A 25716-nucleotide genomic window follows, 5' to 3' on the forward strand; every position below is an offset into this window, starting at 1 on the left:
ATGGCATGGCCGCTCTTTGACATCCATGTCATCGCGGCATTTGTGAATCCATTCACTTCAGATACCACCGTGGAGCGTATAGGGACATATTCACAGCGTACCAAAAGAGTGCTTGCACACAAGCTCACCGCAGGTGATTGATTACTATGAAGGTACGACCCTCAAGCTCACTTAACCAATCCCCTCCCCAGCCAAACGCAACTAAGGCTAATCCAAAAAATGCCAAACCTTCATTCCAAGGCCACCAAACTTTGGGGCAAAATCAAGTCAGTTTTTTACTCCCCCCTTTCGACATCCGCCAAATCGAAGAGACGTTGAGATACCGAGTGTAGATACGCCGGTGAGCTTCCGAAACAGGGATGTTTCGGCAGAGCCTAAAGGGACTTATTCACGGCGTCTCACAGGCGTATCTGCACATCCCTCGCCGGGCAGGCGTTAGATGGCGATAAAGGTATGACCTTCAGGCACACACCCCAATAACAATGAACCAAAAGAGAAAATGTAACCAGCCTTCATTCGAAGGCTAACAAGTTTTGGGGCAAAATCACGTTAGCTTTTATCTTTTCATTCACACAAATACCATCAAATCGAAGAGAGTCAATAACCCAGTGTAAGCACGGTTTTGGCCTTCGAAATCATGGACAAAAATGTTCCCGACATTTTTCGGCATTCCCTACTTCCATGTAAGTCAGATGATTTCGCAGAGCCCACATGGAAGTGCTCACAACAATATCCCTATCTAAAAGCCAGTTCGACAATCCCTGTCTCTCGTTCATGGGCTCGAAGCTACGCTTCACTCACCGTGGAGCAGAAGTATCTGCACATCCCTCGCTGGGCAGGCATTAGATGGCGATAAAGGAGCGACCTTCAACGCATTTAATAAATGAACATATCGTCAGATGTTAATCAAGCAAACGTAACTCAAGTAAACATAAAAAATGCCAAACCTTCATTCTAAGGCCAACTACTGCCTGCTAAGCCAGCGAGATACTGCATTATAATGAAAACCTCGTTAGCGCCTGACACCAAATTCATCGGATAAAAAAACCGCTCATTGAGCGGTTTTTCTATCGGCGAGTTAATCAACTAAAACACTAGTGGTCATGGCCGTGATGACGGTCATTGCGCACAGGCTTTGGCACATCTTGCATATAAATAGCACGGTTGGCCTCAATCACCTTGTCTGATGGTAGCGGAACAATTTCAAATGCAGGGTCAAACTCTGTTAAGACCTTGGCTAGTGTCTCAAGGAATGACGCATCACCTTCAATTGTGGCCGCTTGCGTTTCAAGCAACTCTTTTACTGTCGTCTGCTGAAGATTAAGTTTGACGATGTCAGACTGCTTGATACGGAAAGTGGCCGTAGTCCCCGCTTTCTCTGCATCAATCTTAGCGTTACTCAAATTGCCATTAGCCAATTCAACCACATACACCTCTTTGGTATCTGGCAGCACTAAGTTAATCTCAAAGTGATAATCTTGCGCCTTAATCGAGTCCACTTTTATCGCTAAGAAATCCAGCAATGACCCCACAGGCATCTCGGCAATCACATCGGCAGAAGCGGACTTTAGCGCGCCAGCTTGGCGACCAATACGTAGCTCTTGCGCCCCAGAAAGGTAGACATTACGCCAGCCAGCCCCTTCCGACTGATAACCTAACTGCTCATAAGTATCGGCAAGCAGGTTACGCGCATCGTTATTACTTGGGTTATTCACCACCACTTTGTTCAATGCTGTTGCAACAAAGTGATACTCTCCCTTAGCAAAATCGGCTGTTGCACGCTTTAAAATTGCTTTGTCTCCGCCCATGTACTCCACAAACTTAGCCGCTTCGGCTTTCGTTGGTAATGGGTTTAGATTGGCGGGGTTCATGTCAAAGAACCCCAAATACATGTTGTATACGGCGCGCGCATTATGTGAGTAAGTGCCGTGATAACCATTAGTGTGCCAAGCATCTTTTATCGATTGGGGTAAGACTTTCTCTATTTCCCAACCGATATCTTGCAGTACTACGCCATTGTTGGCTAAGCGCAACGATTGATTATGCACGAAACCGTAATTATCACGTTGAAGCTTTAAAAAATCGGTGATATCACTGTTACTCCAAACTGGCGAGCTATGAGCTGAGAACAGAAACTCTGCTTCGCCGCCCCAATGTTGTAGCATGTTGTTGATCTCTTTAGACCATTTCAGTGCATCACGTACCTTAGCGCCACGCAGGGTATAGACGTTATGCATGCCCTTATAAGTGACTTCTGCGGCCCAAATGGTTTTCATACTTGGGATATATGCCACAGCTTCCGATACCGCTTCGGTACCTGAGGCGTCCATGAATACCACCTCTAAGCCGTCGATGATGACAGTCTCAAACTTACCATTATGGTTTGTTTCATAATCTGGCAACACATAAGTGACCTCACCTTTGGCAATACCATTAGATAATGCCGCATCGACAATCGTAGTTTCAGACGGCACCATAGTGGCACCATATTGGTAAGAAGTACGGCGCGACATGGCGTTACCCGCTAGCACGTTTTCATCGACCATCTCTTTAGTGATATCGGCAGAGCCGTAAACCTTCACCTCAGGAAACAGATCTTGTATGCCGCGAGAGCCGCCAAAATGATCCGCATGGGAGTGAGAGTAGATCATCGCGACCACAGGGTCGTCGTTACCAAATGGCAAGTGCTTAAGGGCAAATAGCAAAGAAGCTTTAGCCGACTCTCGCGTGGTCAGGGGGTCAAATACAATCCACCCATTATCACTACGCACTAGGCTCATGTTGGCCAAATCTGTGCCACGGATCTGGAAGATTTTGTCGTTAACCTGATACAAACCGTAGGCTTCATTGTTCATCTGTGCCTGGCGATAGAGCGACGGGTTAATGGTCTCTGGGGTTTCTTCACCAATGAACTCGTAAGCATCGGCAAGCAGTGCGGCCGTTTCAGCGTCAAGTGGCGCAATAAGGTTAGCGCGGCCTTCCTGAAACGACTTGGTATCGTCAAACTTGAGTCCTTTAGCAAACTCGCTGTTGTAAGCTTTAGTCGCCTCACTCGCTGGCTTGCCTTGGTACATAAACGATGTTGTAAGCGCATGTTCATCTTGACCAGCGCCATGACTGTGTGCACTGACAGAGGCACTATAGGTAAAGGTTGATAGAACGAGAGTTGCAAGGATGGTCTTTTTCATGCGAAATCACCTTCAAAGTAGTAATGAACTTTAGCTAAGGTGCCAGCACTGGCTGCCACCTTTGAATTGCAGTAATAATAACCAAACCACAATTTAGATAAACAAAGGTAACTATGGTTAACACTTAAGCTATACTTATGAATTAAGCACGATTGACCGCAACAAAACCCCCTATAGAAGGCAATTTTATGACCGACAAGCTGGACCTTAACCTCTTTAGTGTGTTTATGCAGGTATACCATCATCAATCCATCACGTTGGCGGCCGAGCAACTTAACGTCACACAAGCAGCGGTCAGTGGTTCAATAAAGCGCTTAAGTGAACGTTGTGGCCAAGATCTTTTTGTCCGCCATGGACGCGGTATTATTGCCACCCACTTTGCCCACCAGCTAATGAAACAGTTAAGCCCCGCCATGGATATCATGGACAGCGTAATTGATAATCTGCAAGCATTTGACAGCAAGCGGAGTAAGCAGGTCTTTACTGTATTAGCCTTTGAGTCCATCACTAATCAGCTGCATCCACATGCAATGAAGCTGCAGCAGCAAGGCTATCCACTGATCCGCTTTAAAGAAGATCACTCAACTGAGGAGCACATTAACGAAGCGCTCAACTCTCAACAGGCCGACTTGGCTATCGATACCATAGAGAACAGAGATAGCTCTCTGATTTGTGAGCCCTTAGTCAACGAAGAGATAGTGCTTATCTGCCGTAAAGGTCATCCACGGATATCCACAAGAATAACGACTGAGCAATACTATGATGAGCAGCATGTCACCTTAAAGCTGACTCGCGCTAATCTCTCTGCCGTGGATTTTTATGCGCAAGAAAGCGTTGCGCAAAGAACTGTGGTTGCCGAGTGCCACTCGTTACTGTCGCTAATAGGACTGGTGGCACAAAGTGATTGCGTGGGGGCCTGCAGCAAAAGCCTTGCAATGAAATACCAACAGGCTTTTAATCTGCAAGTCATTAAGATGCCGCTACGCTTTAAGCCTATTCAACTGTCACTGATTTGGCATCGAAGGCAGAAACACAATCCTGCCCATACATGGTTAAGAGACACCATCAAAAGCATCTTCAATAACGGCTCAGAACACCTAATTTGACGTTCAATACCCAAAGGCTGTTATGCTAATAAGTAACAAGTTCTCATTTAGTTATATGGCGATATGCTACCTTGTATCGCCTCAAAGACACGTATTACCTATGTTACATCGCACCATTGGGTGATTTTTTTATTGCAGAGATAAGCCAAGTATTATCTGCTTAGTCTCTGCCTCGGTGAAGTAACACCTCTCATGTATTGGGGTTTCTATGACAATCAAATTTCAACACCTCATTAATTCCATTGATATCGCCTTGGATGAAAATGATGAACAAGCACTACAAAAATTACTGGTAAATACCTCGGCGGCAGAAATTGCTCGCCTAATGGAATCGCTGACACAAAAAGACCGATTAACGCTTTGGCATTATGTCCCTACGCGCTTACGCGCCAAAGTCCTACTTGAGCTACATCAAGACCTACGAAGAAGCCTTATCGCCCACACCGATGAGGCAGAGTTAACCGCCAGCCTTAGCGCCGTGCAGATGGATGAGTTAGCTGACATCGACAGCGACTTACCCATCACAGTTATCTCTGCCATGGTGCAAGCGATGGATGCCCAGCGGCGAGAGCGTTATGACTTGGTCAAACATTACCCCGATGACAGCGCTGGCGGCCTCATGGACGTGGACATTACGGCGGTACGCGCAGATGTATCACTAAAGGCTGCGCTGAGGTATATGCGCAGGCTGCGCCAACGAGAAGGTGCCCTGCCCGATCATTTAGACAGTCTGATGGTGGTCGATCGTAACAATGTACTATTAGGGGTGGTGCCATTAAGCCAAATCATCTCCAACGATTTGAGCATTAGTGTTCGTGACGTTATGTCAACAGAGGTCACTAGCTTTACGCCGCTGAACTCAGCCCATAATGTGGCGCAGGCATTTAAAGATAAAGACTTGCTCTCAGCTCCCGTGGTCGACGACCAGCATAAACTCATTGGCCGAATCACGGTCGATGATGTTATCGACGTTATCCAAGATGAAGCAGACAAAGAGGTGTTTTCACGGGCAGGCCTTAATAGTCATCCCGATATGTTTGCCCCCATACTCAAAAGTTCTGGCCGCCGAGCAATCTGGCTAGGCATTAACTTAATGACCGCATTTCTGGCGGCATGGGTGATTGGCTTATTTGAAACCTCTATCGAAAAAATCGTCGCGCTTGCAGTGTTAATGCCGGTGGTCGCCAGTATGGGCGGTGTTGCAGGCAGCCAAACTCTCACCTTGGTCACGCGCGGTTTAGCCCTCAACCAAATTAACAATAAAAACATAGCCAAACTCATCGGCCATGAGTTCAGTATCGGGGCGCTAAACGGCATGTTGTGGGCGGCAGTGGTTGGTATTATCGCCTTTCAATGGTTTGGCGACTGGCAATTGGGAATGGTCTTTGGTGCTGCAATGATCATTGTGCTCGTCACCGGTGTATTAGCTGGTACAACGATACCGCCACTATTAAAAAAAATGGGCATAGACCCCGCTCTCGCTGGCGGCGTGGTGTTAACCACAGTCACAGATGTCGTGGGCTTTTTTGCCTTCCTAAGCTTAGCTACACTCATCATTTTATAAACTCGCGAGGGCCCAGTTTGTAATTCTAAGGCGGATCCTCTACCCTAATTAACCATAGTAAACCCATTGTATAGGGGCGCTAAAATAGTGTGATGATGAAAGTCCACTACGCTAGCGCCAATATTGAGCCTAATACAAATCACCACAGGAGAAGCATGTCAGACTCTGATATATCGCCGCAATTACATTCCGCCATGAGCATCCCCGAATATAAACAGATAATTCAAGATGCAGACAATTACCTCAATGACAACTTTACCCATGTTGCTATCGATGAACTTGTCAAAATGCGATCCCAGTTTTTTGACTCCTTACTTCTCCACCTCTGGCAGCATACGGACCTCGACAATAGTATCTCGCTCAATGCCATCGGTGGTTATGGTCGCCAAACGCTACACCCCCATTCAGATATCGATCTCTGTCTTATATTCGATAAGCCTCTAAGTAATCACGATGCCGCTCAAATAGGTCATTTCTTTACCCAGTTATGGGATATTGGATTAGAGCTGGGTCACAGTGTGCGCGGCTTAGATGAGATCAGCGCAGCCTGCGCCGAAGATATTACCATCGCCACTTCACTACTAGAGATACGCCACCTTGCAGGCCCTAGCGCACACGCAGAACAGGTATTAGACACACTTTACGAAGATAAGATATGGAGCGGTGAAGGATTTTTCCGTGCCAAGGTGGACGAACAAACCCAGCGCCATATGAAAGCCAGAGGCAGCGCGTTCAGTCTCGAACCTAATCTCAAAAACAGCCCCGGCGGAATGCGAGACATACAGACCTTGATCTGGGTGGCACGTAAATATTTTGCCGCAGCAGACATGGCCGCACTGCGTCGTTTCGGCTTTTTCACCGCCGACGAGTATGCAGAGTTATTAGAGTCGCAACATTTTATCTGGCGAACACGCTGGGCTCTACACACAGCGGCACAGCGGGCCGAAAACCGCTTACTTATAGCATTGCAAAGCGATGTAGCCAGGCTCATGGGCTTCGGTGACAACAGTAATCTGGCTATCGAAAAGATGATGCGCCAACTCTATCGCGCCATGCGACGAATAAGCGAACTTAATCAGATGTTGTTGCAGTATTTTGACCATGAAATTCTGTCGCAACCCGAAAAGCCATGCCAGATATTGAATGAACATTTCGAAATCAAAGGCCGATTAATCTACGCCCGCCACGATGACGTATTTGTTGACCGCAACCAACTTATCGCGCTGTTTTGCCATATTGCAGAGCATGCATCTGAGATTGATGCTATCGCGCCGCAAACACTTAGACTAATTCGTCAGGTCAGACGGCGCTTGCTCGGCGATCTGCAGGACTTTCAGCAATGTCGCAAAGGATTTGTCGCTCTATTTAAACACCCTGAAGGAATGGGGTTAGCCCTCTCCTTAATGCACAAGCACGGTATTTTGGCCTCATACCTTCCCCAGTGGCGGGAGATTGTTGGGCAGATGCAGTTTGACCTATACCATGCCTACCCGGTGGATGAGCACACACATAAACTGCTGAAAAACCTCTATGCGCTAAATAGTAAAAGTGATGATGAAACGCTAACGCTACCCAGCGCAATTTTTAGCGCGCTGGAAAATAAAGAGACGTTACTATTTGCCGCGCTTTTCCACGATCTTGCAAAAGGACGAGGCGGAGATCATAGCGAGCTTGGCGCAGTCGATGCGCTGCAGTTTGCCAAATTTCATGACCTAAAACCTTCTCAGGCCAAGGTTATCGCTTGGCTCGTCGAAAACCATCTACTCCTGTCACTCTCCTCTCAACGTCTCGATATTTACGACCCATCGGAAGTCAAAAACCTTGCTAAAACCATAGGTACTAAGGCCAGGTTAGACGCACTGTACTGCCTTACCGTTGCCGATATCAAAGCCACCAACGACGATCTTTGGACCAACTGGAAGGCAACTCTCCTAAGAGACCTTTATATGTCCATCAGGCATGCGCTGCGTAACGGTTTAGAGAATGTGTTAGAGCAACGCGCCATTGTCAGAGAGCATAAGAACGAAGCGCTAGAGTTACTCGGTAACAGTAATGACACCACTGCCCAAGATGCGATAAAGCAGTTGTGGAAACGCTTGCCGCTATCGTTTTTCAGTAGTGCAAAGCCACAAGAGATAGCCCATTACTCACAGGCACTTATTGAACATGGTACGCAAGATGAGCTGATACTTATCGACGAAAGCTACACCAAGGGCTCTAGTGATCTGTTTGTCTATATGAAAGATAAACCCGGATTATTTGTCACACTATTTAACACACTCGCCTCACTACAGATCTCAGTGCAGCAAGCCAACATCTCCAAGACCAAAGACGGTTATGTCGTGGAGTCATTAAAGATCCTCGATTATGACCACCAGCCCATCTCAACAGCCAGCCGACGTGGGCGCATTAAACAGAAGTTAAGACAGGTGCTATTTGAAAACAAATGCATTCCGAAGCAGCGCAAAAATAATCAGATAGGCTCATTTATCTGTGAGCCCAAAGTGGAGTTTTTGCATTCTCGAAAGAAAGATAGAACCCTGATTAGCGTAACAGCGCTAGACAACCCCAAATTTATGAGCCACTTCTGCCAAGGCTTTAGGCAATTTGATCTCAACATTCACTCAGCCAGAATTACCACGGTAGGAGAACAGGTCGACAACGTCTTCTTAGTCTCAGATAGAGATGGGCAACCACTTGACGATAAAAGTAAACAAGCGCTGAAATCCTTTTTCGTCGACACGATTAAAGAGCAACACCCTATTGCATAGATGCTAGATGCTAGATGCTAGGTGATAGATGTTAGGTGTTAGGTGTTAGGTGTTAGGTGTTAGGTGTTAGGTGTTAGGTGTTAGGTGATAGATGCTAGATGCTAGGTGTTAGGTGCAGCGTAGGTGAATAGGCAAGCTTGTAGAAGGCTCTATTCTGCAACGCGCTGCAAGTACATCTCCGTGTGTTCTGCGCCAGCATCTAATGCGAATAGCTTCACAAATGTCACGATGATATGCCAGTGATGCTCCCTACATGGCTCAGGCACTGCCCATATCCTTATGGGTCAGAGCGCAAAGAGCGGCCATACAGGCAAAGACCGCCGCGTTTACACTTGTTATCTACCGTTCCTTCGATTTGATTTCAGTTGTAGAGTCAGTGGTCAAAATATGGGGAATAAGTTAGGGCTGACTTACCTGAAAATTAGAGATAAAGCTCGCTCATTTATACCAATGGCTAATCTACAGGCATATTTCGAGCGGGTTGCTCTATGCTAATTGCCCCGTCAATATGGATATCCCTTTGTGGGAAGGCGATAACGATGTCATGCTCATTAAATAACTGATAAAGCCTAAAGCGAATATCACTACGAATTTTACGTGTGTCGGCTTCTGAATTAGCGCACACCCAAAAAATGCCATCAAACATAAGTGCGTTATCACCAAAATCAGCAAACAACACTACTGGCTCAGGCTGTTTTATAATGTCGTCGCGCTCATCCAGTGCTTGTTTAATCAAACGGGCAACCAAAACCGCATCAGAGCCATAAGCCACACCCACACTGACCGTTGAGCGGGCGTTATTGTCTATTAGTGTCCAGTTAGTCACTGTGTTTTCTAGCAACTGACTATTGGGCACCAACATATGCACCCCGTCGCTTCGGCGGATTAAGGTCGAACGAGTATTAATGCTCTCAACCACGCCTTTGGTTTCGCCTATCTCTAGAAAGTCCCCAATGCGAATGGGTCGCTCCCACATCAAAATCCAGCCACTGATGAAGTTATTAATGATGTTTTGTGCGCCAAAACCTACCCCAATGGCCACCGCACCCGAAACAAAGGCAAAAGCTTTAAGGGGGATATTAAGGATCTCAAGACTGGTGACCAACAAAATCGCAATGGCTAACACTAGGTAGATACGTGAAAACAGGTGCACCGCATCTGGCGCAACCTTTCTTTTATACAATGCGCGTCGAATCAACTTACCGATTCGGGTCACCACAAACCAAGCTAAAAACAGCAGTAAAGGTACCTGTAGCACTTGCGATACGGTAATCGATGACCCGCTATAAGTAAAAAGCACGTATGACATAGAGTCACTGATCAACTGCCAGTCCATTGCTACCCCAATTACCATCATTAATGTCTATTGAGTATAACAGTCTGAATAAAATCTGTAGTTTATGTTTGTTTAACGGGTCACCTCGCTTATCGCCACAGGGAATTAAACCGATTGCCCTTGATGTTGCCGCACGACCCTACGCTCAACAAAACTAGACAGAATAAACATCAACATGTAACCACTGCCAAGGGCTAACACCACGGCAACGACATTATCGGTAAACAGGGTATAAAAATAGTAACTGGCAACAAGGGCCACAATACCGCTAAGGCGGATCGCTAAGCTCTGGACAAACAAGCCATGAGCTTTGATAAAAGCCAGCTGATAGGCATTCAACATCATAAATACAAAAAACAGTGAAAAGTGCATTAATACGGGTGCCGCCTTGGAGTAAGTTTGAGGAAACACCCAATCAACCACTTGTTGCCCCGCAAACAACATCAGCACAAAGAAACTGATAGATACCAAGATGGCAATTTTGTATATCCACCTCTTAATTAACCCGACCTGCTCGTTTTGTTTTTCCCTCACGCAGACAGCCAGTTCGGGGAAAACAAAACGATAAATAGGGAATACAAATAACAAGGTCAAATAAGCAATCATGGGTCTCACCACCACCTGAAAGTCCCCCAACTCGTCAATACTAAAGTGAGCAATGGTTAACAATACAGTGATGTAAATCATCAGCAACCCAGCGCCAGCCTCAAGGGCTGAGGTAATACTTTTCTGAACAAAACTCTTAAGGCTTGGGGTCATATTGACCGACGCTAATGGCGTGGTGGCAATAACCTTGCGGCGATTGACAAACATGTACCCTGCGACGGCTAATGAAGACAACATCAAGCTATAGAAGAGTGATGCTATAGCTGTTTGATTTAAAAGATAAAAAGTGACTCCGAAAGCGATGACCTGCCCTAACGGCTCCATCCAAGTCACCTTGTTTGAAATATGATACATACGGTACATGGCGATTTGATTGGCAAAGTAGACCTTTAGTCCCATCCCCAAAATGATGCCGACCAAATGAAAATAGGCCACATCTAAATGCAGCTCATGCTTAATATAGGGAAGCACAATCCCCCATGTCAGCAATACCATTGCGATTAACGTGTAGCGAAAAATATTAGTAATATCTTTATCATTTTGGGTTTGCGAATAGCTCACCACCATAGATGAGCGAAAACCAGTCATTAAAATTAATGACATAGAGATAATATCCACCACGGTGTGATAAAGCGCCAAGTCACTTTTTACCACCCACTGCGCCAACCAAATTTTGAATCCAAACCCAATAGAAATACTGACCAGTGTCGCCCAAATCCCTGCAACAAACGCGCTTTTTACCCGCTCAATGGGTGTGACTGCCATGAAGACCTCAAAAATATGATAATAATCGGCTCAGTGCCAAAGCTAAGATTCTACCAAGCCAGCAAAAACAAAAATGTGACCGCACTTTACGAAAGCAAACAATCGACGAAACTCGATGATGGTGTAAACAAGGTTTAACACCAAGGAATAGATACGCCCAATGCCAAACAGGCACGGCAGCAAGCAGGTTTATTTAATCAGCAACTTTCATCACTAAAATGAAAAAAGGCGAATGTTTATTAACATTCGCCTTTTTATTATCCATTAATCTATTTTCCCCAGGGATTATTGGGGTCTTGCGATGGTGCTGGACGCTTGCTGCCTGAACGCTTGTTTTGCGCATAGCCATCTTGTGCTCGTGGCTTGTCTTTACCGTACTTAGGGCGTGTGTTGTTTTTCTTCATCGCCTCGTAATCGGCCGTCGCTTTGGCACGCATTTCAGCAATGAGTTCAATGGTCAACTCTTGAGGTTTACGCGGCACTATGCCGTCGGCAAAGCCACGTTCTCGAGGTTTTAACTCAAACTGCGCCGCACTACCCTTAGGCATACGCTTAAATCGATACAAGTAGAAGCTTTCAACTCGCTCTCTGGCCCACTCAGTTTTTTTCAGAAACTTAAGACACGCTTCCATGGTTGGATTGGTATTGAAACACTCTAGACGCAATGCTGCGTAGAGAATTTTCCAATCGTAAAAATCCACTAGCTCTGTCACCATTGTTTCTAACTTTAAGCCGTGAAGTGGGTTGTTTTGTTGCAGTTCAATCATGGGAGTTCCAACTACCGCCAAGGCGGTGTTTACTTTATTAAATTAAGTTGCGTTAAGTACAGTGACACCAACTCACGCTAAGCAAGACCCTTGCAGGTTGTGCCAATCAGGTTCGTGAACCATAAATCACGCTGCCGCTAGGCATGTACGATGGCTTAATAATAACAATAAAACCCTAGTTTCACCCAGCCCATTTCGCCACCTTAGGTAATTTCCTCATCAGGTGCACAAAAAACGCAGCCAAAAGGCTGCGTTCACTTTGAGCTCTTCCGGGCACTCTCCGCGCTTTCAAGCGTCACGGCTTTGCCCATGACTCACCACTATTGGCAAGCAGCACCATAGAGATCAACCGCCCAACTGCTATTGTCGATAAACGGATTTCTGTTTTTCTGCCACTCAAAGATACGATTGTTGCGACGACGTTCCCAGTCGCTCACCGGATCTTGTAGATGCCAGCTCAACAAGGTACACAAATCGCCGAGTAATGGTTCACCATTTCCGGTGACACCACTGACAACACTCAGATCTGGCGTACCGCTGCTGTCGTTACCTTCATAGCGTACATCCATATAGAACACCATACGTGCGACATCGCCTTTAACATCGTCTTTAGGCTCAAAACTATCTGCATCAGTTCTATTACCCATCGCCTCTGTTATCTCACTGCCACCTAAGGCAAAGTCTTTATTGCCACGGCTACTATTAACCGTCACATCGGCTGGACGCAGGTGATGGAGATCGGTATAGCCATGCTGACCACTACTTGGAAAACCATGACTTTTGGCCCAAACGTGTTCGCGATTCCACGCATCTAACGAAGTACTCATGCCAGCACGGTTAGTTTTTGGCTCTGAGCGTCCGCTGTATAACAAGATGACATTATTGCTATTGTTGGGGTCTTCGTCGGCATAGCCCAATCCATCCCACACTTGGCTATAGCTAAAACGTGTATGCCCTTTAATGGTCTGATTGAGACTGGCCTTTAGCGCCGTCCCCGATTTACCAATAGCATCAGCATAATAGGTAGTGAAAACATAGTCACCATTATCGCCAGCAGAGCCATCGCCAGAGCCAGAACCATTACCTTCACCACCACCCGTTACAACGGTGTAATTAACTACTAGAGAGACACCAGTGAACGTTTCATAAGCCTCAATATTAGCGTAGTAACGCCCTGCTACAGGTTGAGTAATAGGACACTCTTCATTATTGCCTGACAGATACGGCGCGCAGTCATACACGCTGGTTGTTGGTTCGCTGCCTTGGCGTACATAAAGATCCGCATCGCCTGTGCCGCCGCTCATTACGACATTCACATTGGTGGCACCTTGAGGGAGGTCGACAAAATACTTAAGTGTCTCTCCTCGATTGGCACTCAAGTTACTCTTTGGTTGACCATTGCCCAGTTCGTTATCGCTAACACCGGTTCCGCCACCACCCGTGCCGCAGTCAACGCTTAAATCACCCGTACCTGGTGAGCCTGCATTGTCACTGGCACTCCAATCAAGTGCTGATTTAGTGTTGATAATGCTAGTGCGCTGCAATGAAACATTGCGCACATTAAGTGACCAGCCTGAAACTCCACCTTCCCAAGCAACAAGATCGACCTCTTCTGCGCCCTTGTTTAGGCGTACATAATCCCCAGAGTTACCTAAGGTTAATGGCATTGGTGATAGATCAGGCGCAGAGCCAAACAAGCTGGTAAATCCCGCTTGATTAGCCGCAACGGTAAAATAAGCGCCTGGTGCAATAGTCCCTTGCAATGGCAAGCTACTACCGTTGTCACTGAGCTGGTATTGGCTTAAGTCTATGCTGGTACACCCGCCATTAAACAGTTCGATAAACTCTTCAACGCTGTCATTATTGGGTGCGTCATATAGCACTTCACTAATCAGTAAATTGGCATTGGCATTCAACGCCAAACCGGTCAGCAGTGCTGCGGTTGTTAATTTAAATATATCCATCAATGATATCGCTCTTATTTTTTATTATTTGATTCAGTACATAAATGAACTGACCCCGCACTTCTCATCCATTTAGATGGATTATGAGGAGCACTTGGGAGGCATAGTAACCAAGAGTTGTTACATTTTGATACATTTAATTTATCTTTTCGATAACCATTGCGTAAATTTAATATAAACCGATGGCAAGCATTGCATTTGTTTGTGGGTGAGAGTAGATAGCCAATTTTAGGTGTTTGCACACCTAAGGCTCGGCGGTAATCGGCCATTCAAAAGTAGCGTTTATCTGAATAGTCATATAACCAATCAGGGCGATACACCACCAGCAAAGTCACCGCCATACCATTGAGCAAGGCCTCAGGAAAACCCAATAATGGGATCAACAGTAGGTAGTTGTCTAGCAAGTAGTTCCAGTTATAGTCTGTACTCAACCATAGCCAGATGGACCAAGCGCTCATATGAAAGATGATCGACAAAAAGGCATTAATAAAGCCACCACAAAAAATATAGACAAAAAGATGGTGCGGTAGATATTTAAACACTTGGCTATAAACCACGAAACAGAGAAACAGAGGCAATGCGATAGCGATTAAGCCATAGAGACCAACATCGAAAGGGGATTTAAACATAAACGTGGTAAAAAACAGCACAGGGAGCAAAGCTGCTACTGTAGCTAACCGCCAACCAAACATCAGCATCAAGGTCACCAGCCCTAAAAAGTGCACATGGATCCCCGGGGTAATACTGGCATTTATCAGCCACAGGGTATTCACAGTGAAGGCGCTCAACAATAAGCGAGTTTGTAACGGCTTATCTTTACCTAAGCGTTGAATATCTTCACCAGGCCAAATTGCCCACAGCCACACCAACAAGGCTGCAATGGCCAACGCTTGCGTTAGACTAAGTTGCCAATTGATCTCACTGATACGTTGCAGCAAAAAGTCGCTCATTACTGGCTACCTCACATTTATGCCCCACATCTACTCTTCAACACCGCTATTCACCACGCAGCCAATGCACATGATTCAGCTCACCGCTTCAGGACCTTGTAGCTGCGGCGGCATCTACAGGACTACATTTACCGTTTATTTGGGTATACTTAAAACGCCGTCCTCAACCAAGGTTTAGCGTCATGCGAGAGACAATCCCAAATGTACATTTTAGAGAAACTCAACTTCCTGAGGTCGGCTTTGAAATCATCCCACTGTCATCGCTTTACAGCAAAGCCACAATGGGAAGTTTAAACCAGCTTTATCAACCTCACAGGGTTACCTTTCACAACCTAATTATATTTACCTCTGGCAATGGCGAACACTTTGTCGACTTTAATACCATTCCCGTTGAAAAAAACAGCGTGGTACTGGTCAATACCGGGCAGATCCAAGCCTTTGATGAAGTAAACAAACCTCAGGGAAAGCTAATCATTTTCACCGATGAATACCTCGCAAAAGTCGCCAGTACCATTGACACAAAAATCTTTGCCCCAACACATCTGGTATCCTCATACCGCCAGAGCTTTAAACTTACTATTAATCAATCTAATGCGCTAATAAACCTTAGCCAGCTAATCAGTACTGAATATGAGTCATCCCCCAACATTGGTTATTTACAGGTACTATTTGCCGCGCTACTAACCAAAATAAGTGAAACGAGACCCGATATTTATCACCATCATATGTCCCCGTCACACATAAAATGCTTCGATCGCTTTATGCTGGATCTGACACAGCATTACACGCTCACTCGCGATGCAAATGAGTTTGCTCGTCGTATTGGTACAAGCTACAAAACCCTTAATAAAATTTGTAAGATGGCCACTAATCGCAGTGCAAAACAACTCATTGATGCTTTCATTATTTTAGAAGCTAAACGACGTCTATCGATTGATAACCAACAAGTACAACAGTTGGCTGACTATCTTGGCTTTGATGAAGCAACCAACTTTATTAAATATTTTAAAAAGCACACTTTAATGACTCCTAATCAATTCAAAAAGACCCTAAGTGTTCGACATTTACCATTTCAACGCTCGCTTTAACCTGCTTCACCCTAAGCTATTTCCCTACAATGACTCCACATTCAAATCACAGGGAATTCACGATGAAAACCAGATTAATCGCCACGCTATTTGCCAGCGCAGCCTTACTAAATGCCAGTGCGGGTGTACAGGCACAACCGGAGTCAACAATGAGTATTTCAAACAAAGATAAGACCATAGCCCTACTGACCTCTATTGAAACAGGTGATCAACAAGCTGTGGGCTACATTAACGCCAATCAATATGTCCAGCACAACCTTGCCGTTGCCGACGGGCTTGCTGGATTTGGTGAGCTACTACAAGCACTACCGAAAGGCAGCGCTAAAGTGAATGTGGTGCGCGCCTTTGAAGATGGAGATTATGTATTTACCCATACTGAATATAGCTTCTTTGGTCCCAAAATTGGTTTCGATCTATTTCGTTTCGAGCAAGGTAAAATCGTTGAACACTGGGATAACCTTACCGTACGTTCTGCGCAATTAAACCCTAGTGGACACTCTCAAACTGACGGTATAACTGAAATTAACGACCGTCATAAAACAGAAGTCAACAAAGCCTTAATTGCTAACTTTGTAGAGACAGTTTTGGTTAAAGGTGACTATCACAAAATGGCTGAATTTTTCGATGGCGACAACTATGTCCAGCACAATAGCGTAATCGCCGATGGATTATCTGGCCTGACTCATGCGATAGAAGTTATGGCTGAGCAAGGGATCACCATGAAATATGACAAGAACCATACAGTGCTTGGAGAAGGTAACTTTGTCCTTTCGATAAGTGAAGGTAGATTTGGCGATGAACCAACGGCTTACTACGACCTTTTCCGTGTTGAAAACGGAAAAATAGCCGAGCATTGGGATGTAATGGAAACCATCATTCCAAAAGAGCAATGGAAGAACAGCAACGGTAAATTCGGTAACTTGTAATTCCACATCCTCTTACTTTTTTAACAAGCCGACTATGCCAATAAAGTGAGTCGGCTTTTCCTCTATTTTTTGTAAAGATCGCTATCACCTATTTGGCCAATCCATACTAAGCTGCTAGTATAAATATCCAACAAATAGAATAGTAAGACACTGATTACATGAAGATTACGCCACGCCACTGGTTACTCGTATCCTGCTTGTTATCCACCGCGACCGTTACAGCCGACACAACTTTAATCAAAAATGTAAACGGCTATAGCGTTAACCAAGGACACCTCAGTCGCTTTAAGGCAATTCAATTTACTGATCAAAATATCGATAAAATCTACCTAGACTCATCGCCTGCAGTCGCCGCAGGGACACGTATTATTGATGGCGCTGGGCAAACTCTATTGCCTGGATTAATTGACGCACACGGACATGTACTCGGCTGGGGCCTCAATCTAGTCAGGGTTGATTTAAAGGGCAGTCGCTCAGAAGCTGAAGCCATTACACGTATTAAGGCATTTCGTCAGCAAAACCCACAGCTGACATGGATTCAAGGCCGAGGGTGGAATCAGGTACTTTGGCAGAGCAAAAGCTTCCCAACGTCAGCATCGTTAGATAAGGCATTTGGCGACAGCCCTGTGTGGCTTAGACGTGTCGATGGTCATGCTGGCTGGGCAAACAGTGCAGCGATGAAGCTTGCTGGTATCACAGATAAGACTCTAGCGCCCAGTGGTGGAGAGATCGTCCGTGACGCAGCAGGCCAGCCAAGTGGTGTTTTTATTGATAATGCAATGGCGTTGATTGAACGGGCAATTCCTGCACTCACTATCGCCGAGCAAGAAACCGTACTGAAAGCAGCCATGACAGATTTAGCACGCCTGGGCTTAACCAGTGTGCATGATGCAGGGGTGGGATTTGACACCATCAGCGCCTATAAACGGCTAGCCGACAGCGGTGAGATGCTTATACGGGTGTATGGCATGGTGGCTGCTGGCGATAGTCATTTCGATACTCTCATGGCTAAAGGGCCTTATCATCACCCATCAGGAAAACTGGATTTTAGTAGCATTAAAATCTCTGCTGACGGAGCGCTGGGCAGTCGCGGCGCCGCGTTAATTGAAGACTATTCTGATCTTCATGGCCACCAAGGCTTGCTGCTCCATAGTGAGCAACAGCTCACCGACTATATGCGTAGTGCCATGGAAGCGGGCTTCCAAGTAAACACCCACGCTATTGGCGATCGCGCTAACAAAATGGTGTTAGATCGATATCAAGCCTTGATTAAACAAACCAATACTCAGGCTTTAAGGCACAGGGTTGAACATGCACAAGTGTTGCGCTTGGCCGATATTCCGCGCTTTGCACAACTCGGCGTTATCGCCTCCATGCAAGCCACTCATGCCACCAGTGATAAGAACATGGCCGAAGATAGGGTCGGTCCCCAGCGCATAAAGGGCGCCTATGCGTGGCGTAAATTACTCGATGCCGATGCGGTGATCGCCGCTGGCTCTGATTTTCCCATTGAGTCCGCTAATCCATTTTTTGGTTTACATGCATCCGTAACTCGCCAAGATCACACTAACCTCCCCCAAATGGGTTGGTACCCTAATGAAAAAATGACCATGGTTGAAGCCCTGCATAGCTTTACTGGGGCTGCCGCATACGCCGCGCATCAAGAAAATATGATCGGTGCACTCGCAGCTGGGATGAAAGCAGACTTTATCTTGGTAGACCAAGATCCCTTTAATGACGATGCACACACCTTATGGCAGACATCCGTCGCTGAGACTTGGGTAAACGGGGTGAAGGTTTTCGACGCCAAACAAGATAAACCTAAGTAATCCCGCGCTTGCCACTAGGTTAGACAAGTGCGGGTAAGTTATCAGATATGACAAAGCACCGTAGCCTCTGATGCAAAATGTTGCCGTAGGCTGGAGGGTTAAATTAAGAACGCCACGTTGGCAGACTTTAACCACTTCCGTAGTGCACTGAGGGGTTATTTAATATTATCAAGCAACCCCTTGGTCACTTTCTTGGCGTGCTTTTCATTGCGTTTTTCTTTCGCAGTCTTCAAAGGTTGCTTTTTACCTTCTCGGCCTTGTCTATGCTCTTTACTCATTTTCTGCTCCAGTGTTTACTGGGCACCTCAGCTTGGGCTAACCAATCGAAGCTTAGTCATTTTAACGAGCGTTTGATGTCCTAACGTAAACGAATTGACTTACTACTAGGTGTTTCATTAATCATCATAACACCAATAGGCAAACCCATTAGACCCAATTAAGCTCACTTTACCTCTGCCTAGACCGTCAGGGTCTATCTAGTCGAAGTCCAATAAATTCAATGCCAAATCAACATTCCTCAGCCAGCACCTATGCTTCCAAGCTTACTGCATAGAATTTTTCACCCGATCGCAAATCTCATCGTTTGCTCACTTAACCAGCGCTCTTTACACTTCTTTAATTGAACCCTCAAATGATATTAATTATCATTCTCGAAAAGTCATCATTGACTATCACTGCACGTACCATAAACCATTTCACCACCAACGTAACGGCAAGGCCGATACCTCAATTAAGAAGATAAACATGAACTTAGTCCCCGCTTTAAAGTGGTTCCATAATTGGATAGGCTTTTTTGTTAGCATCGTTATGCTAATCGCGCTTACAACTGGAGTGTATTTAGGTTGTGTCGATATGTTCAAGCGCCTAAACGATCATGGTCAGCAATTTCAGCCACTGTCTATCGAACAGAAAGCCGAGGCCACTGAAACCCTATTTGCACGTTATCCTGAAATGAATACAGTGCGCTTCCCTACTGAGCACACTCCTTTCATCCAAGTGGCAACAAGAGGAAAGTCCATTGCATTTGATAATGAGCTAAACGAGCTATCGGTAAACTTATCGTCAGACATCCCCTTCTACAGCACCCTCTTTTGGTTACATAGAAACTTGTTACTGGCAGACTTTGGCAAATACCTTAATGCGTGGGCCTCACTACTTGGCGGTGTCATCACCTTAATCGGTCTCTACTTGTGGTGGCGTGTGCGCAAAGGATTTCGACTCAAACAGTCCTTTCCTAAAAACACACGCTCTAGCAGCTTGTTAAAAAGTCACATTCAACTCGGGCTATTTATCTCTGTGCCGCTCATTATTCTTTGCTTAAGCGGTTTTTTAATTACTTACAAAGGCCTATGGACTGGCGCACTAAAACAACCACAAGCGGCGATTAGCTACCCGCTTAGCCAACCCAGCGATTGGCATAGCCAACTTGTTACCGCACAAGCATACTGGCCAGACTCTCTATTGGTCGCAGTAAGTAAACCTATGGTCAGAAACAAGGAACAAGCACCTGCGAAGACATTAGTTTATAGCGTGCGTTTTGATAGCCATGAAGGAGTGTGGTTACGCGATGCCGATCGGCTCAGCATTAATTATGAGCAGGGGCAAATAGAATCTGCGCTGAAACACAGTGAGCGTCCTCTATCGGGCAGGATTGCCGCTTTTATACGACCATTACATGATGCGCTCAACATGCCATTTAGCTATCTACTGTTGATCACATCTGTGGCTGCTATCGGCTCATTGATACTCGCCTTTAGCGCAGTGACCTTTTATCGACGCACATTTAAGCGCAAATCCAAAGCATCATAGCCGAGGAGCTCTTCATCCACAAAATAGCAGCTGGCGCTGCTATTTCGCCCATCAACCCTACTTAAACCGGCTGTTGACTTTATGAACAAATAAAACAATTGATCCACTTCAACTTTCATCCATAAAGCTGGATTAAACGCTTGTAATTCGTCATTGGGTTAGCTTTACTTAGGTGGTAACAATACTGTTTTTTTAACTGTCTAATTACAAGGAGTTACTATGCTAGGAGAAGATCACTCTCTTATTAATGAGTTCCCTGAGTATCAAACCGTCATTGTTAAATTGTCTCAAAACGACCCCGCCTTTCTAAAAGACGCCAGCCGCTACAATGCATTGGACAAAGAGATCCGAGAACTCGAGCTCAACGGTGCCCCCATTGATGATGAGGCCATGCATCTACTAAAACATGATAGAGCAGAACTAAAAGACTCACTATTTCAACGTTTAAAAAGTGAATAGTTGCGCATCACCTAAAATTCAAAATCAGCAGGGGTGAGCCAATAGAAAGCTCAACCCCTTCCATACTGCAACAAATGTTTCGAAAAAGGTAACAAACTGGTATCTTTGCTACGCATAACTAGAAAGGATACTCAAATGCTGCAACAAACTACCAAAATAGGCCAATGGTTAAAATTGTCCAACCTCTTTAAAACGTTACCAATTATCTTGCTAATCATCGCCGTATTCAACTCCTACTTCATCGTCATTGAAGGCCATGTTGGTGTTGTCAAACGTTTTGGCGAAGCTAAAGATCAGCAGAACCCAGGATTGCACTTTAAGATCCCGTTCATTGAAACGGTAGAGATGATCGAAGTCCGTACTCGTAAAAATGCTGAAAAAATGGCGTCGAGCACCAAGGAACAGATGCCTGTCACCATCGAAGTTTCAGTCAACTGGACGGTCAATAAAGAAGCGGCGTTAGACCTATTCAAACGCTATGGCGGACTCACCCAGTTTGAGCAACGTATTCTCGACCCGCGTTTCCGCTCAGCCACCAAAGACACTATTCCACAATTTGAGGCTGAACAACTGATCCAAGACAGAGCCAGTGCAATTCAAGGGATTGAACGTCGCTTAGCCGAAGAGATGGCAGGGTTTCCCGTTATCGTCGATAACATACAGATAGAAAACATCATTCTGCCGCAAAAATATATCAATTCGATTGAGATCAAACAAACCGAAAAAAACCTTGCCGCAGCCGAAGAACATAAACTTGAGCGCCAACGCCTTGAAGCACTCAGAGCGGTAAACACGGCAGATGCCAAAGCGAAGGGGATTTTGAAAGTTGCCGAAGCTGAAGCACAATCGATTCTGCTAAAGGGGATGGCTGAAGCACAGGCAATTGAAGCCAAGGCCAAAGCACTGAAAAACAACCCGCTTATCGTTAAGCTAACTGAAGCACAGGCGTGGGACGGCAAACTACCAACGACAATGATGGGCGAAGGTGTTATGCCAATTATGGATATACGCCAGATAGAAGAGTCTAAATAAACGTATTTGACTCCATTGGGGGCATCTTGCCCCCATCTTTTTCCTTAATTTCCAACTTGTAGGCTGGCACTCCACCATCGATGTGCTCATACTGAAATAGCTTCTTCAACAGCCACTCTCTCTTCCTATACCAAGGAGTCTCCATGCTGGTCACCTTTAAAACCAAGTACTATTCAGAGATCACCCTGTTTGGTCATATTGCTACCCACCTACTCAACATCATGGGACACAGCGGCACCGTGCCTGGTGCATTTCGCCCAGAAGAGCTACCCGCAGCACTGCAAAAACTAATGATCGCAGTCGACGATAAAACCAACATGACAACTGACACCACCATAGATGATGATAACGATGACGAGCATGATGTCAGCTTGCGTAGTCGAGCCTTACCAGTGATAGCGCTACTTCAGTCGGCTATCGATGCCAACGTCAATGTGATGTGGGAATAACATTTAGAAGTATTACCTTATCGCGAACTGATATTCGCAGACGCCCGTCACAGCGCAATGTCTTCCCCTCCTGGATAGCGTCACTGAAAGCCATCAGCGCTATACTCTTACCAACTTTGACTCGAACCCGCCTATTATCAATTTTTTATTGATAATAATTCGTTATTTTCACTGTTTTTATCTTTAGCTATTAGGTCTATTATCGCTCCATCCACAGCGTAACCCCATTTAACTGACGCAAGAGAGCGCACCATGGCACAGCTTACCATCGTTGCAAATATCATCGCCAAACCAGACAAAGTCGAGTTAGTCAAAGCGCAATTGCTTAAGCTCATCGCTGTCACACGTGCTGAAGAGGGTTGCATCAACTATGACCTTCATCAAGATAATCAAAATCCAGCACACTTTGTGTTCTATGAAAACTGGACATCAACCGAACACTTACAAGCACACTTGGCCAGCAGCCATATTGCCGAATATATTGCGGCAACCGAAGGCTCTGTTGACCAGTTCACCCTGAATGAAATGACACAAGTCGCCTAATTTTTTAGTCGATTGTTACCGAACAAACCGTTTAACCTGATTAATGGATCTTATTATGACTCACCCAATTATTGCTGACTTGGCAAACCGCTATACCACCAAAAGATATGATGCATCAAAACGCATTCCACAAGCCGATCTTGATGTCATTTATGAGGCAATGCGTCTGTCGGCATCATCCATTAACTCTCAACCTTGGAAGTTTATCGTCATTGAAAGTGACGAGGCAAAACAGCGCATGCATGATACCTTTGCCAACAAATTCCAGTTTAATCAGCCTCATGTAAAGTCTGCATCGCACATTATTTTGTTTGCTCACAATCCCAATTACACCCGCAATGATTACGCAAAAGTCGTGGATAAAGGCATTGAGGATGGCCGTACTAAGCCAGAGGAAAGAGAGCAAGCATTTGGTGGATTTGCCTTCGCCGAGCTCAACACTGATGAACACGGTAACACGGCGGCTTGGACAAAATCGCAAACCTACTTAGCTTTAGGTAATACCTTACATACCTTAGCAAGACTAGGCATAGATTCCACCACAATGGAAGGCGTCGATAGCGAGCTGATCGGCGAGATATTCAAAACGGAACTGGATGGTTTTATCTGTGAAGTAGGGCTAGCGATTGGCTACCATCACACCGACGAAGACTACAATGCTAACCTGCCTAAATCCCGCTTAGCCGCCGAATCTGTGTTCACGATTCTATAGTCTTAATTAGACATATTCTGACCATTAAAAAAGCGCTTATTGCCATCGCAATAAGCGCTTTTTTGTCAACAGACCTTCAGCTTATTCGCTGGGTGTATCATTCAACGCTTGCGCCAACCTCTGGGTATTACCAACAAACAGTAGATGAACTAATTTATCGTTTAGCACCAAGACCTCCTGCACACCTAGTGCTTGCAGAGCCTTAGCGTCTAGCAAACTGCTGTCACTCACTTCGACTCGCAAGCGGTTATCGGCAATAGTGCGACATGAGATCAGCCCCGTCAGCAACGCCTTTAACTGGGTAGCTTGCACCGTATCAACAGTCGTCGCAGCAGCTACCACGGGGGGCTCAGTTACAGCCTCTTGAGCAACAAAACCGCCAGACGCCAACATCTCGTCAATCTCGGTCCGGGTGACTTCAGCTATGGTTCCCACAATCGCCTGCACTGCATGGCCAGACACTAGCACGCCGCTAGCGCCCAACTGTTTTAAGCGAGCATGGTCTACTTGGTTGGCATCCACAACATCCATACGTAAACGGGTGATGCATGAGTCCACATTAACTAGGTTTTGCGGACCACCAAAAGCCTCGATAAAATTACGCGCACGCTCAGTACCCTCACCGCCAACCAGTTCAGCTTCTGAATCGGTACGGCCTGGTGTTTTCAGATCAAACTTAGTGATCAAAAAGCGGAACACCACATAATAAAGTACCCCATAGGCCAGACCGAGCATCACCAACAGACCGATATTTTCAGACTTACCTGATAACACAAGAAAGTCTATCAATCCGTGGGAGAATGAAGTGCCATGTACCACGCCTAGCATATTAGTTAACACATAAGCCAAACCAGCCATGAAGGCATGCACCACATACAGCAGCGGCGCAACAAACATAAACGCAAACTCAATCGGCTCTGTGATCCCCGTTAGGAATGAGGTCAAAGCGGCCGAGATCATAATGCCACCAACCATCACACGGTTCTCTGGGCGTGCAGTGTGCCAAATGGCCATTGCCGCGGCAGGTAAACCAAACATCTTAAACAGATAGCCCCCAGCAAGCTGGCCAAAGCCATTCCCCGCAGCACGACTTGCCTCATCCGCTTGCAAATAACAGGTCAACACACCATTAGCAGCTTTGCCTGTACTGTCAACACAACTGCCCGCCTCAAAAAAGAAAGGCACGTTCCACACATGATGCAAACCAGCAGGAATAAGTGAGCGCTCCACCACACCGTAAATACCAAAGGCTAAAGTTGGGTTTTGATTGGCCGCCCAGTGTGAAAATGTCTCGATGAGGTGGCCAATGGGTGGCCAAATAAACGACAAGATAACGCCGGTGAATATAGCGCCAAAACCGGTAATAATCGGTACGCTTCGCTTGCCAGAGAAGAAGCCAAGGTACGCCGGGAGCTGAATCTTGAAAAAACGATTAAAAGAGTAAGCGGCGATCGCACCCGCGATCATGCCACCTAACACCCCTACATCGGTACCTGGAGACATCACGCCGATGGTTTTTGTCATAATGGCATAACCCACTAATGCAGCCATCGCAGCGACACCATCGTTTTTCGCAAAACCAAGTGCGATACCGATAGCAAATAGCAGCCCCATATTGCCAAAGATCGCCTCGCCCGCTTGCACCATCAAGGTGTTAACGATGTCAGGCACAACACTAAAGCCTGCACTGCCCACGCCGAGTAAAATACCGGCCACGGGTAACATTGACACGGGCAACATCACCGATTTGCCTATTTTTTGTAGTACGGAAAAAGCCCCTGCCATCACGGCCTTTTTCGGTTTAGCTGCACTGATTGTAGTTGTTGTCATAGTAGACACCTTTTTATTTTAA

The 25716-nt window shown here is 45.8% G+C and carries 20 protein-coding genes; 12 read left to right on the forward strand and 8 right to left on the reverse strand.

Going from position 1 to position 25716, the window contains the following annotated elements:
* Positions 1–1094: 1094 nt before the first annotated feature.
* Positions 1095–3188 carry an alkyl/aryl-sulfatase gene (locus tag L876_RS21780; protein WP_051413134.1) on the reverse strand — a complete coding sequence of 698 codons (2094 nt, stop codon included), beginning with the start codon at positions 3186–3188 and terminating at the stop codon, positions 1095–1097.
* A 188-nt stretch (positions 3189–3376) separates the two neighbouring features.
* On the opposite strand from L876_RS21780, the gene L876_RS0113515 reads away from it, so the two are divergent.
* The 3 genes from L876_RS0113515 to glnD all read left to right on the forward strand — a co-directional run bounded on the left by L876_RS0113515 (position 3377) and on the right by glnD (position 8629).
* The gene (locus L876_RS0113515; RefSeq protein WP_028764296.1) at positions 3377–4294 is read left to right on the forward strand and encodes a LysR family transcriptional regulator; all 918 of its coding nucleotides are present in this window, start codon (positions 3377–3379) and stop codon (positions 4292–4294) included.
* A 208-nt stretch (positions 4295–4502) separates the two neighbouring features.
* A complete protein-coding gene (gene mgtE / locus L876_RS0113520) occupies positions 4503–5858 on the forward strand; it encodes a magnesium transporter (protein WP_028764297.1) in 1356 nt (451 codons plus the stop codon).
* 155 nt (positions 5859–6013) lie between these two features.
* Positions 6014–8629 carry a [protein-PII] uridylyltransferase gene (gene glnD / locus L876_RS0113525; RefSeq protein ID WP_028764298.1) on the forward strand — a complete coding sequence of 872 codons (2616 nt, stop codon included), beginning with the start codon at positions 6014–6016 and terminating at the stop codon, positions 8627–8629.
* Between the two features lie 454 nt (positions 8630–9083).
* On the opposite strand, the gene L876_RS0113530 is transcribed toward glnD, so the two are convergent.
* From L876_RS0113530 to L876_RS0113550, 5 genes are all read right to left on the reverse strand, one after another.
* The gene (locus tag L876_RS0113530) at positions 9084–9965 is read right to left on the reverse strand and encodes a mechanosensitive ion channel family protein (protein ID WP_028764299.1); all 882 of its coding nucleotides are present in this window, start codon (positions 9963–9965) and stop codon (positions 9084–9086) included.
* Positions 9966–10070: 105 nt separating this feature from the next.
* Entirely contained in the window at positions 10071–11336 is a 1266-nt protein-coding gene (locus tag L876_RS0113535; protein WP_028764300.1) for a polysaccharide biosynthesis protein, read from the reverse strand.
* Between the two features lie 269 nt (positions 11337–11605).
* Positions 11606–12103, reverse strand: coding sequence for a VF530 family protein (locus L876_RS0113540; protein ID WP_028764301.1), 498 nt, complete (start codon positions 12101–12103; stop codon positions 11606–11608).
* Between the two features lie 320 nt (positions 12104–12423).
* On the reverse strand, positions 12424–14070 hold the full coding sequence (locus L876_RS0113545) for an endonuclease (RefSeq protein ID WP_028764302.1): 1647 nt from the start codon (positions 14068–14070) through the stop codon (positions 12424–12426).
* A 266-nt stretch (positions 14071–14336) separates the two neighbouring features.
* Positions 14337–15017: an energy-coupling factor ABC transporter permease gene (locus L876_RS0113550; RefSeq protein WP_028764303.1), complete on the reverse strand. Its 681-nt coding sequence runs from the start codon at positions 15015–15017 to the stop codon at positions 14337–14339.
* Positions 15018–15199: 182 nt separating this feature from the next.
* Here L876_RS0113550 and L876_RS21785 point away from each other — a divergent pair, with 182 nt between their 5' ends.
* From L876_RS21785 to L876_RS0113565, 3 genes are all read left to right on the forward strand, one after another.
* Positions 15200–16105 carry a helix-turn-helix transcriptional regulator gene (locus L876_RS21785; protein ID WP_051413135.1) on the forward strand — a complete coding sequence of 302 codons (906 nt, stop codon included), beginning with the start codon at positions 15200–15202 and terminating at the stop codon, positions 16103–16105.
* A gap of 62 nt (positions 16106–16167) precedes the next feature.
* Positions 16168–17031: a nuclear transport factor 2 family protein gene (locus L876_RS0113560; protein ID WP_028764304.1), complete on the forward strand. Its 864-nt coding sequence runs from the start codon at positions 16168–16170 to the stop codon at positions 17029–17031.
* A gap of 158 nt (positions 17032–17189) precedes the next feature.
* Positions 17190–18860: an amidohydrolase gene (locus L876_RS0113565; protein WP_028764305.1), complete on the forward strand. Its 1671-nt coding sequence runs from the start codon at positions 17190–17192 to the stop codon at positions 18858–18860.
* 155 nt (positions 18861–19015) lie between these two features.
* Here the strand turns inward: L876_RS0113565 and L876_RS23195 are convergent, their stop codons facing one another.
* A complete protein-coding gene (locus L876_RS23195) occupies positions 19016–19138 on the reverse strand; it encodes a hypothetical protein (protein WP_259651027.1) in 123 nt (40 codons plus the stop codon).
* A 466-nt stretch (positions 19139–19604) separates the two neighbouring features.
* Here L876_RS23195 and L876_RS0113575 point away from each other — a divergent pair, with 466 nt between their 5' ends.
* The 6 genes from L876_RS0113575 (at position 19605) to L876_RS0113610 (ending at position 23864) form a co-directional block, all read left to right on the forward strand.
* Positions 19605–20669 (forward strand): PepSY-associated TM helix domain-containing protein, encoded by a 1065-nt coding sequence (locus L876_RS0113575; protein WP_028764306.1) that lies wholly within the window; start codon positions 19605–19607, stop codon positions 20667–20669.
* Between the two features lie 219 nt (positions 20670–20888).
* Complete coding sequence (locus L876_RS0113580; RefSeq protein ID WP_028764307.1) at positions 20889–21128, forward strand: HP1242/YdcH family protein; 240 nt, start codon at positions 20889–20891, stop codon at positions 21126–21128.
* Between the two features lie 135 nt (positions 21129–21263).
* Positions 21264–22160: a prohibitin family protein gene (locus tag L876_RS0113585; protein WP_028764308.1), complete on the forward strand. Its 897-nt coding sequence runs from the start codon at positions 21264–21266 to the stop codon at positions 22158–22160.
* Between the two features lie 143 nt (positions 22161–22303).
* Positions 22304–22609, forward strand: a complete 306-nt coding sequence (locus L876_RS0113595; protein ID WP_028764309.1) for a DUF1840 domain-containing protein — start codon at positions 22304–22306, stop codon at positions 22607–22609.
* Positions 22610–22861: 252 nt separating this feature from the next.
* The gene (locus L876_RS0113605) at positions 22862–23152 is read left to right on the forward strand and encodes a putative quinol monooxygenase (RefSeq protein WP_028764310.1); all 291 of its coding nucleotides are present in this window, start codon (positions 22862–22864) and stop codon (positions 23150–23152) included.
* Between the two features lie 55 nt (positions 23153–23207).
* Positions 23208–23864, forward strand: a complete 657-nt coding sequence (locus L876_RS0113610; RefSeq protein ID WP_028764311.1) for a nitroreductase family protein — start codon at positions 23208–23210, stop codon at positions 23862–23864.
* Positions 23865–23945: 81 nt separating this feature from the next.
* On the opposite strand, the gene ptsG is transcribed toward L876_RS0113610, so the two are convergent.
* Positions 23946–25694 (reverse strand): PTS glucose transporter subunit IIBC, encoded by a 1749-nt coding sequence (ptsG, locus tag L876_RS21790; RefSeq protein ID WP_051413136.1) that lies wholly within the window; start codon positions 25692–25694, stop codon positions 23946–23948.
* Positions 25695–25716: the final 22 nt, after the last annotated feature.

Origin of the sequence: Shewanella colwelliana ATCC 39565 (assembly GCF_000518705.1) — a bacterium.
Classification (GTDB): Bacteria; Pseudomonadota; Gammaproteobacteria; order Enterobacterales; family Shewanellaceae; genus Shewanella; species Shewanella colwelliana.

What these genes read in the sequence shown, in the direction of transcription:
- L876_RS21780 (WP_051413134.1), bottom strand. Translation starts at nt 3,188, where the DNA reads ATGAAAAAGACCATCCTTGCAACTCTCGTTCTATCAACCTTTACCTAT.
- L876_RS0113515 (WP_028764296.1), top strand. Translation starts at nt 3,377, where the DNA reads ATGACCGACAAGCTGGACCTTAACCTCTTTAGTGTGTTTATGCAGGTA.
- mgtE (WP_028764297.1), top strand. Translation starts at nt 4,503, where the DNA reads ATGACAATCAAATTTCAACACCTCATTAATTCCATTGATATCGCCTTG.
- glnD (WP_028764298.1), top strand. Translation starts at nt 6,014, where the DNA reads ATGTCAGACTCTGATATATCGCCGCAATTACATTCCGCCATGAGCATC.
- L876_RS0113530 (WP_028764299.1), bottom strand. Translation starts at nt 9,965, where the DNA reads ATGGACTGGCAGTTGATCAGTGACTCTATGTCATACGTGCTTTTTACT.
- L876_RS0113535 (WP_028764300.1), bottom strand. Translation starts at nt 11,336, where the DNA reads ATGGCAGTCACACCCATTGAGCGGGTAAAAAGCGCGTTTGTTGCAGGG.
- L876_RS0113540 (WP_028764301.1), bottom strand. Translation starts at nt 12,103, where the DNA reads ATGATTGAACTGCAACAAAACAACCCACTTCACGGCTTAAAGTTAGAA.
- L876_RS0113550 (WP_028764303.1), bottom strand. Translation starts at nt 15,017, where the DNA reads ATGAGCGACTTTTTGCTGCAACGTATCAGTGAGATCAATTGGCAACTT.
- L876_RS21785 (WP_051413135.1), top strand. Translation starts at nt 15,200, where the DNA reads ATGCGAGAGACAATCCCAAATGTACATTTTAGAGAAACTCAACTTCCT.
- L876_RS0113560 (WP_028764304.1), top strand. Translation starts at nt 16,168, where the DNA reads ATGAAAACCAGATTAATCGCCACGCTATTTGCCAGCGCAGCCTTACTA.
- L876_RS0113565 (WP_028764305.1), top strand. Translation starts at nt 17,190, where the DNA reads ATGAAGATTACGCCACGCCACTGGTTACTCGTATCCTGCTTGTTATCC.
- L876_RS23195 (WP_259651027.1), bottom strand. Translation starts at nt 19,138, where the DNA reads ATGAGTAAAGAGCATAGACAAGGCCGAGAAGGTAAAAAGCAACCTTTG.
- L876_RS0113575 (WP_028764306.1), top strand. Translation starts at nt 19,605, where the DNA reads ATGAACTTAGTCCCCGCTTTAAAGTGGTTCCATAATTGGATAGGCTTT.
- L876_RS0113580 (WP_028764307.1), top strand. Translation starts at nt 20,889, where the DNA reads ATGCTAGGAGAAGATCACTCTCTTATTAATGAGTTCCCTGAGTATCAA.
- L876_RS0113585 (WP_028764308.1), top strand. Translation starts at nt 21,264, where the DNA reads ATGCTGCAACAAACTACCAAAATAGGCCAATGGTTAAAATTGTCCAAC.
- L876_RS0113595 (WP_028764309.1), top strand. Translation starts at nt 22,304, where the DNA reads ATGCTGGTCACCTTTAAAACCAAGTACTATTCAGAGATCACCCTGTTT.
- L876_RS0113605 (WP_028764310.1), top strand. Translation starts at nt 22,862, where the DNA reads ATGGCACAGCTTACCATCGTTGCAAATATCATCGCCAAACCAGACAAA.
- L876_RS0113610 (WP_028764311.1), top strand. Translation starts at nt 23,208, where the DNA reads ATGACTCACCCAATTATTGCTGACTTGGCAAACCGCTATACCACCAAA.
- ptsG (WP_051413136.1), bottom strand. Translation starts at nt 25,694, where the DNA reads ATGACAACAACTACAATCAGTGCAGCTAAACCGAAAAAGGCCGTGATG.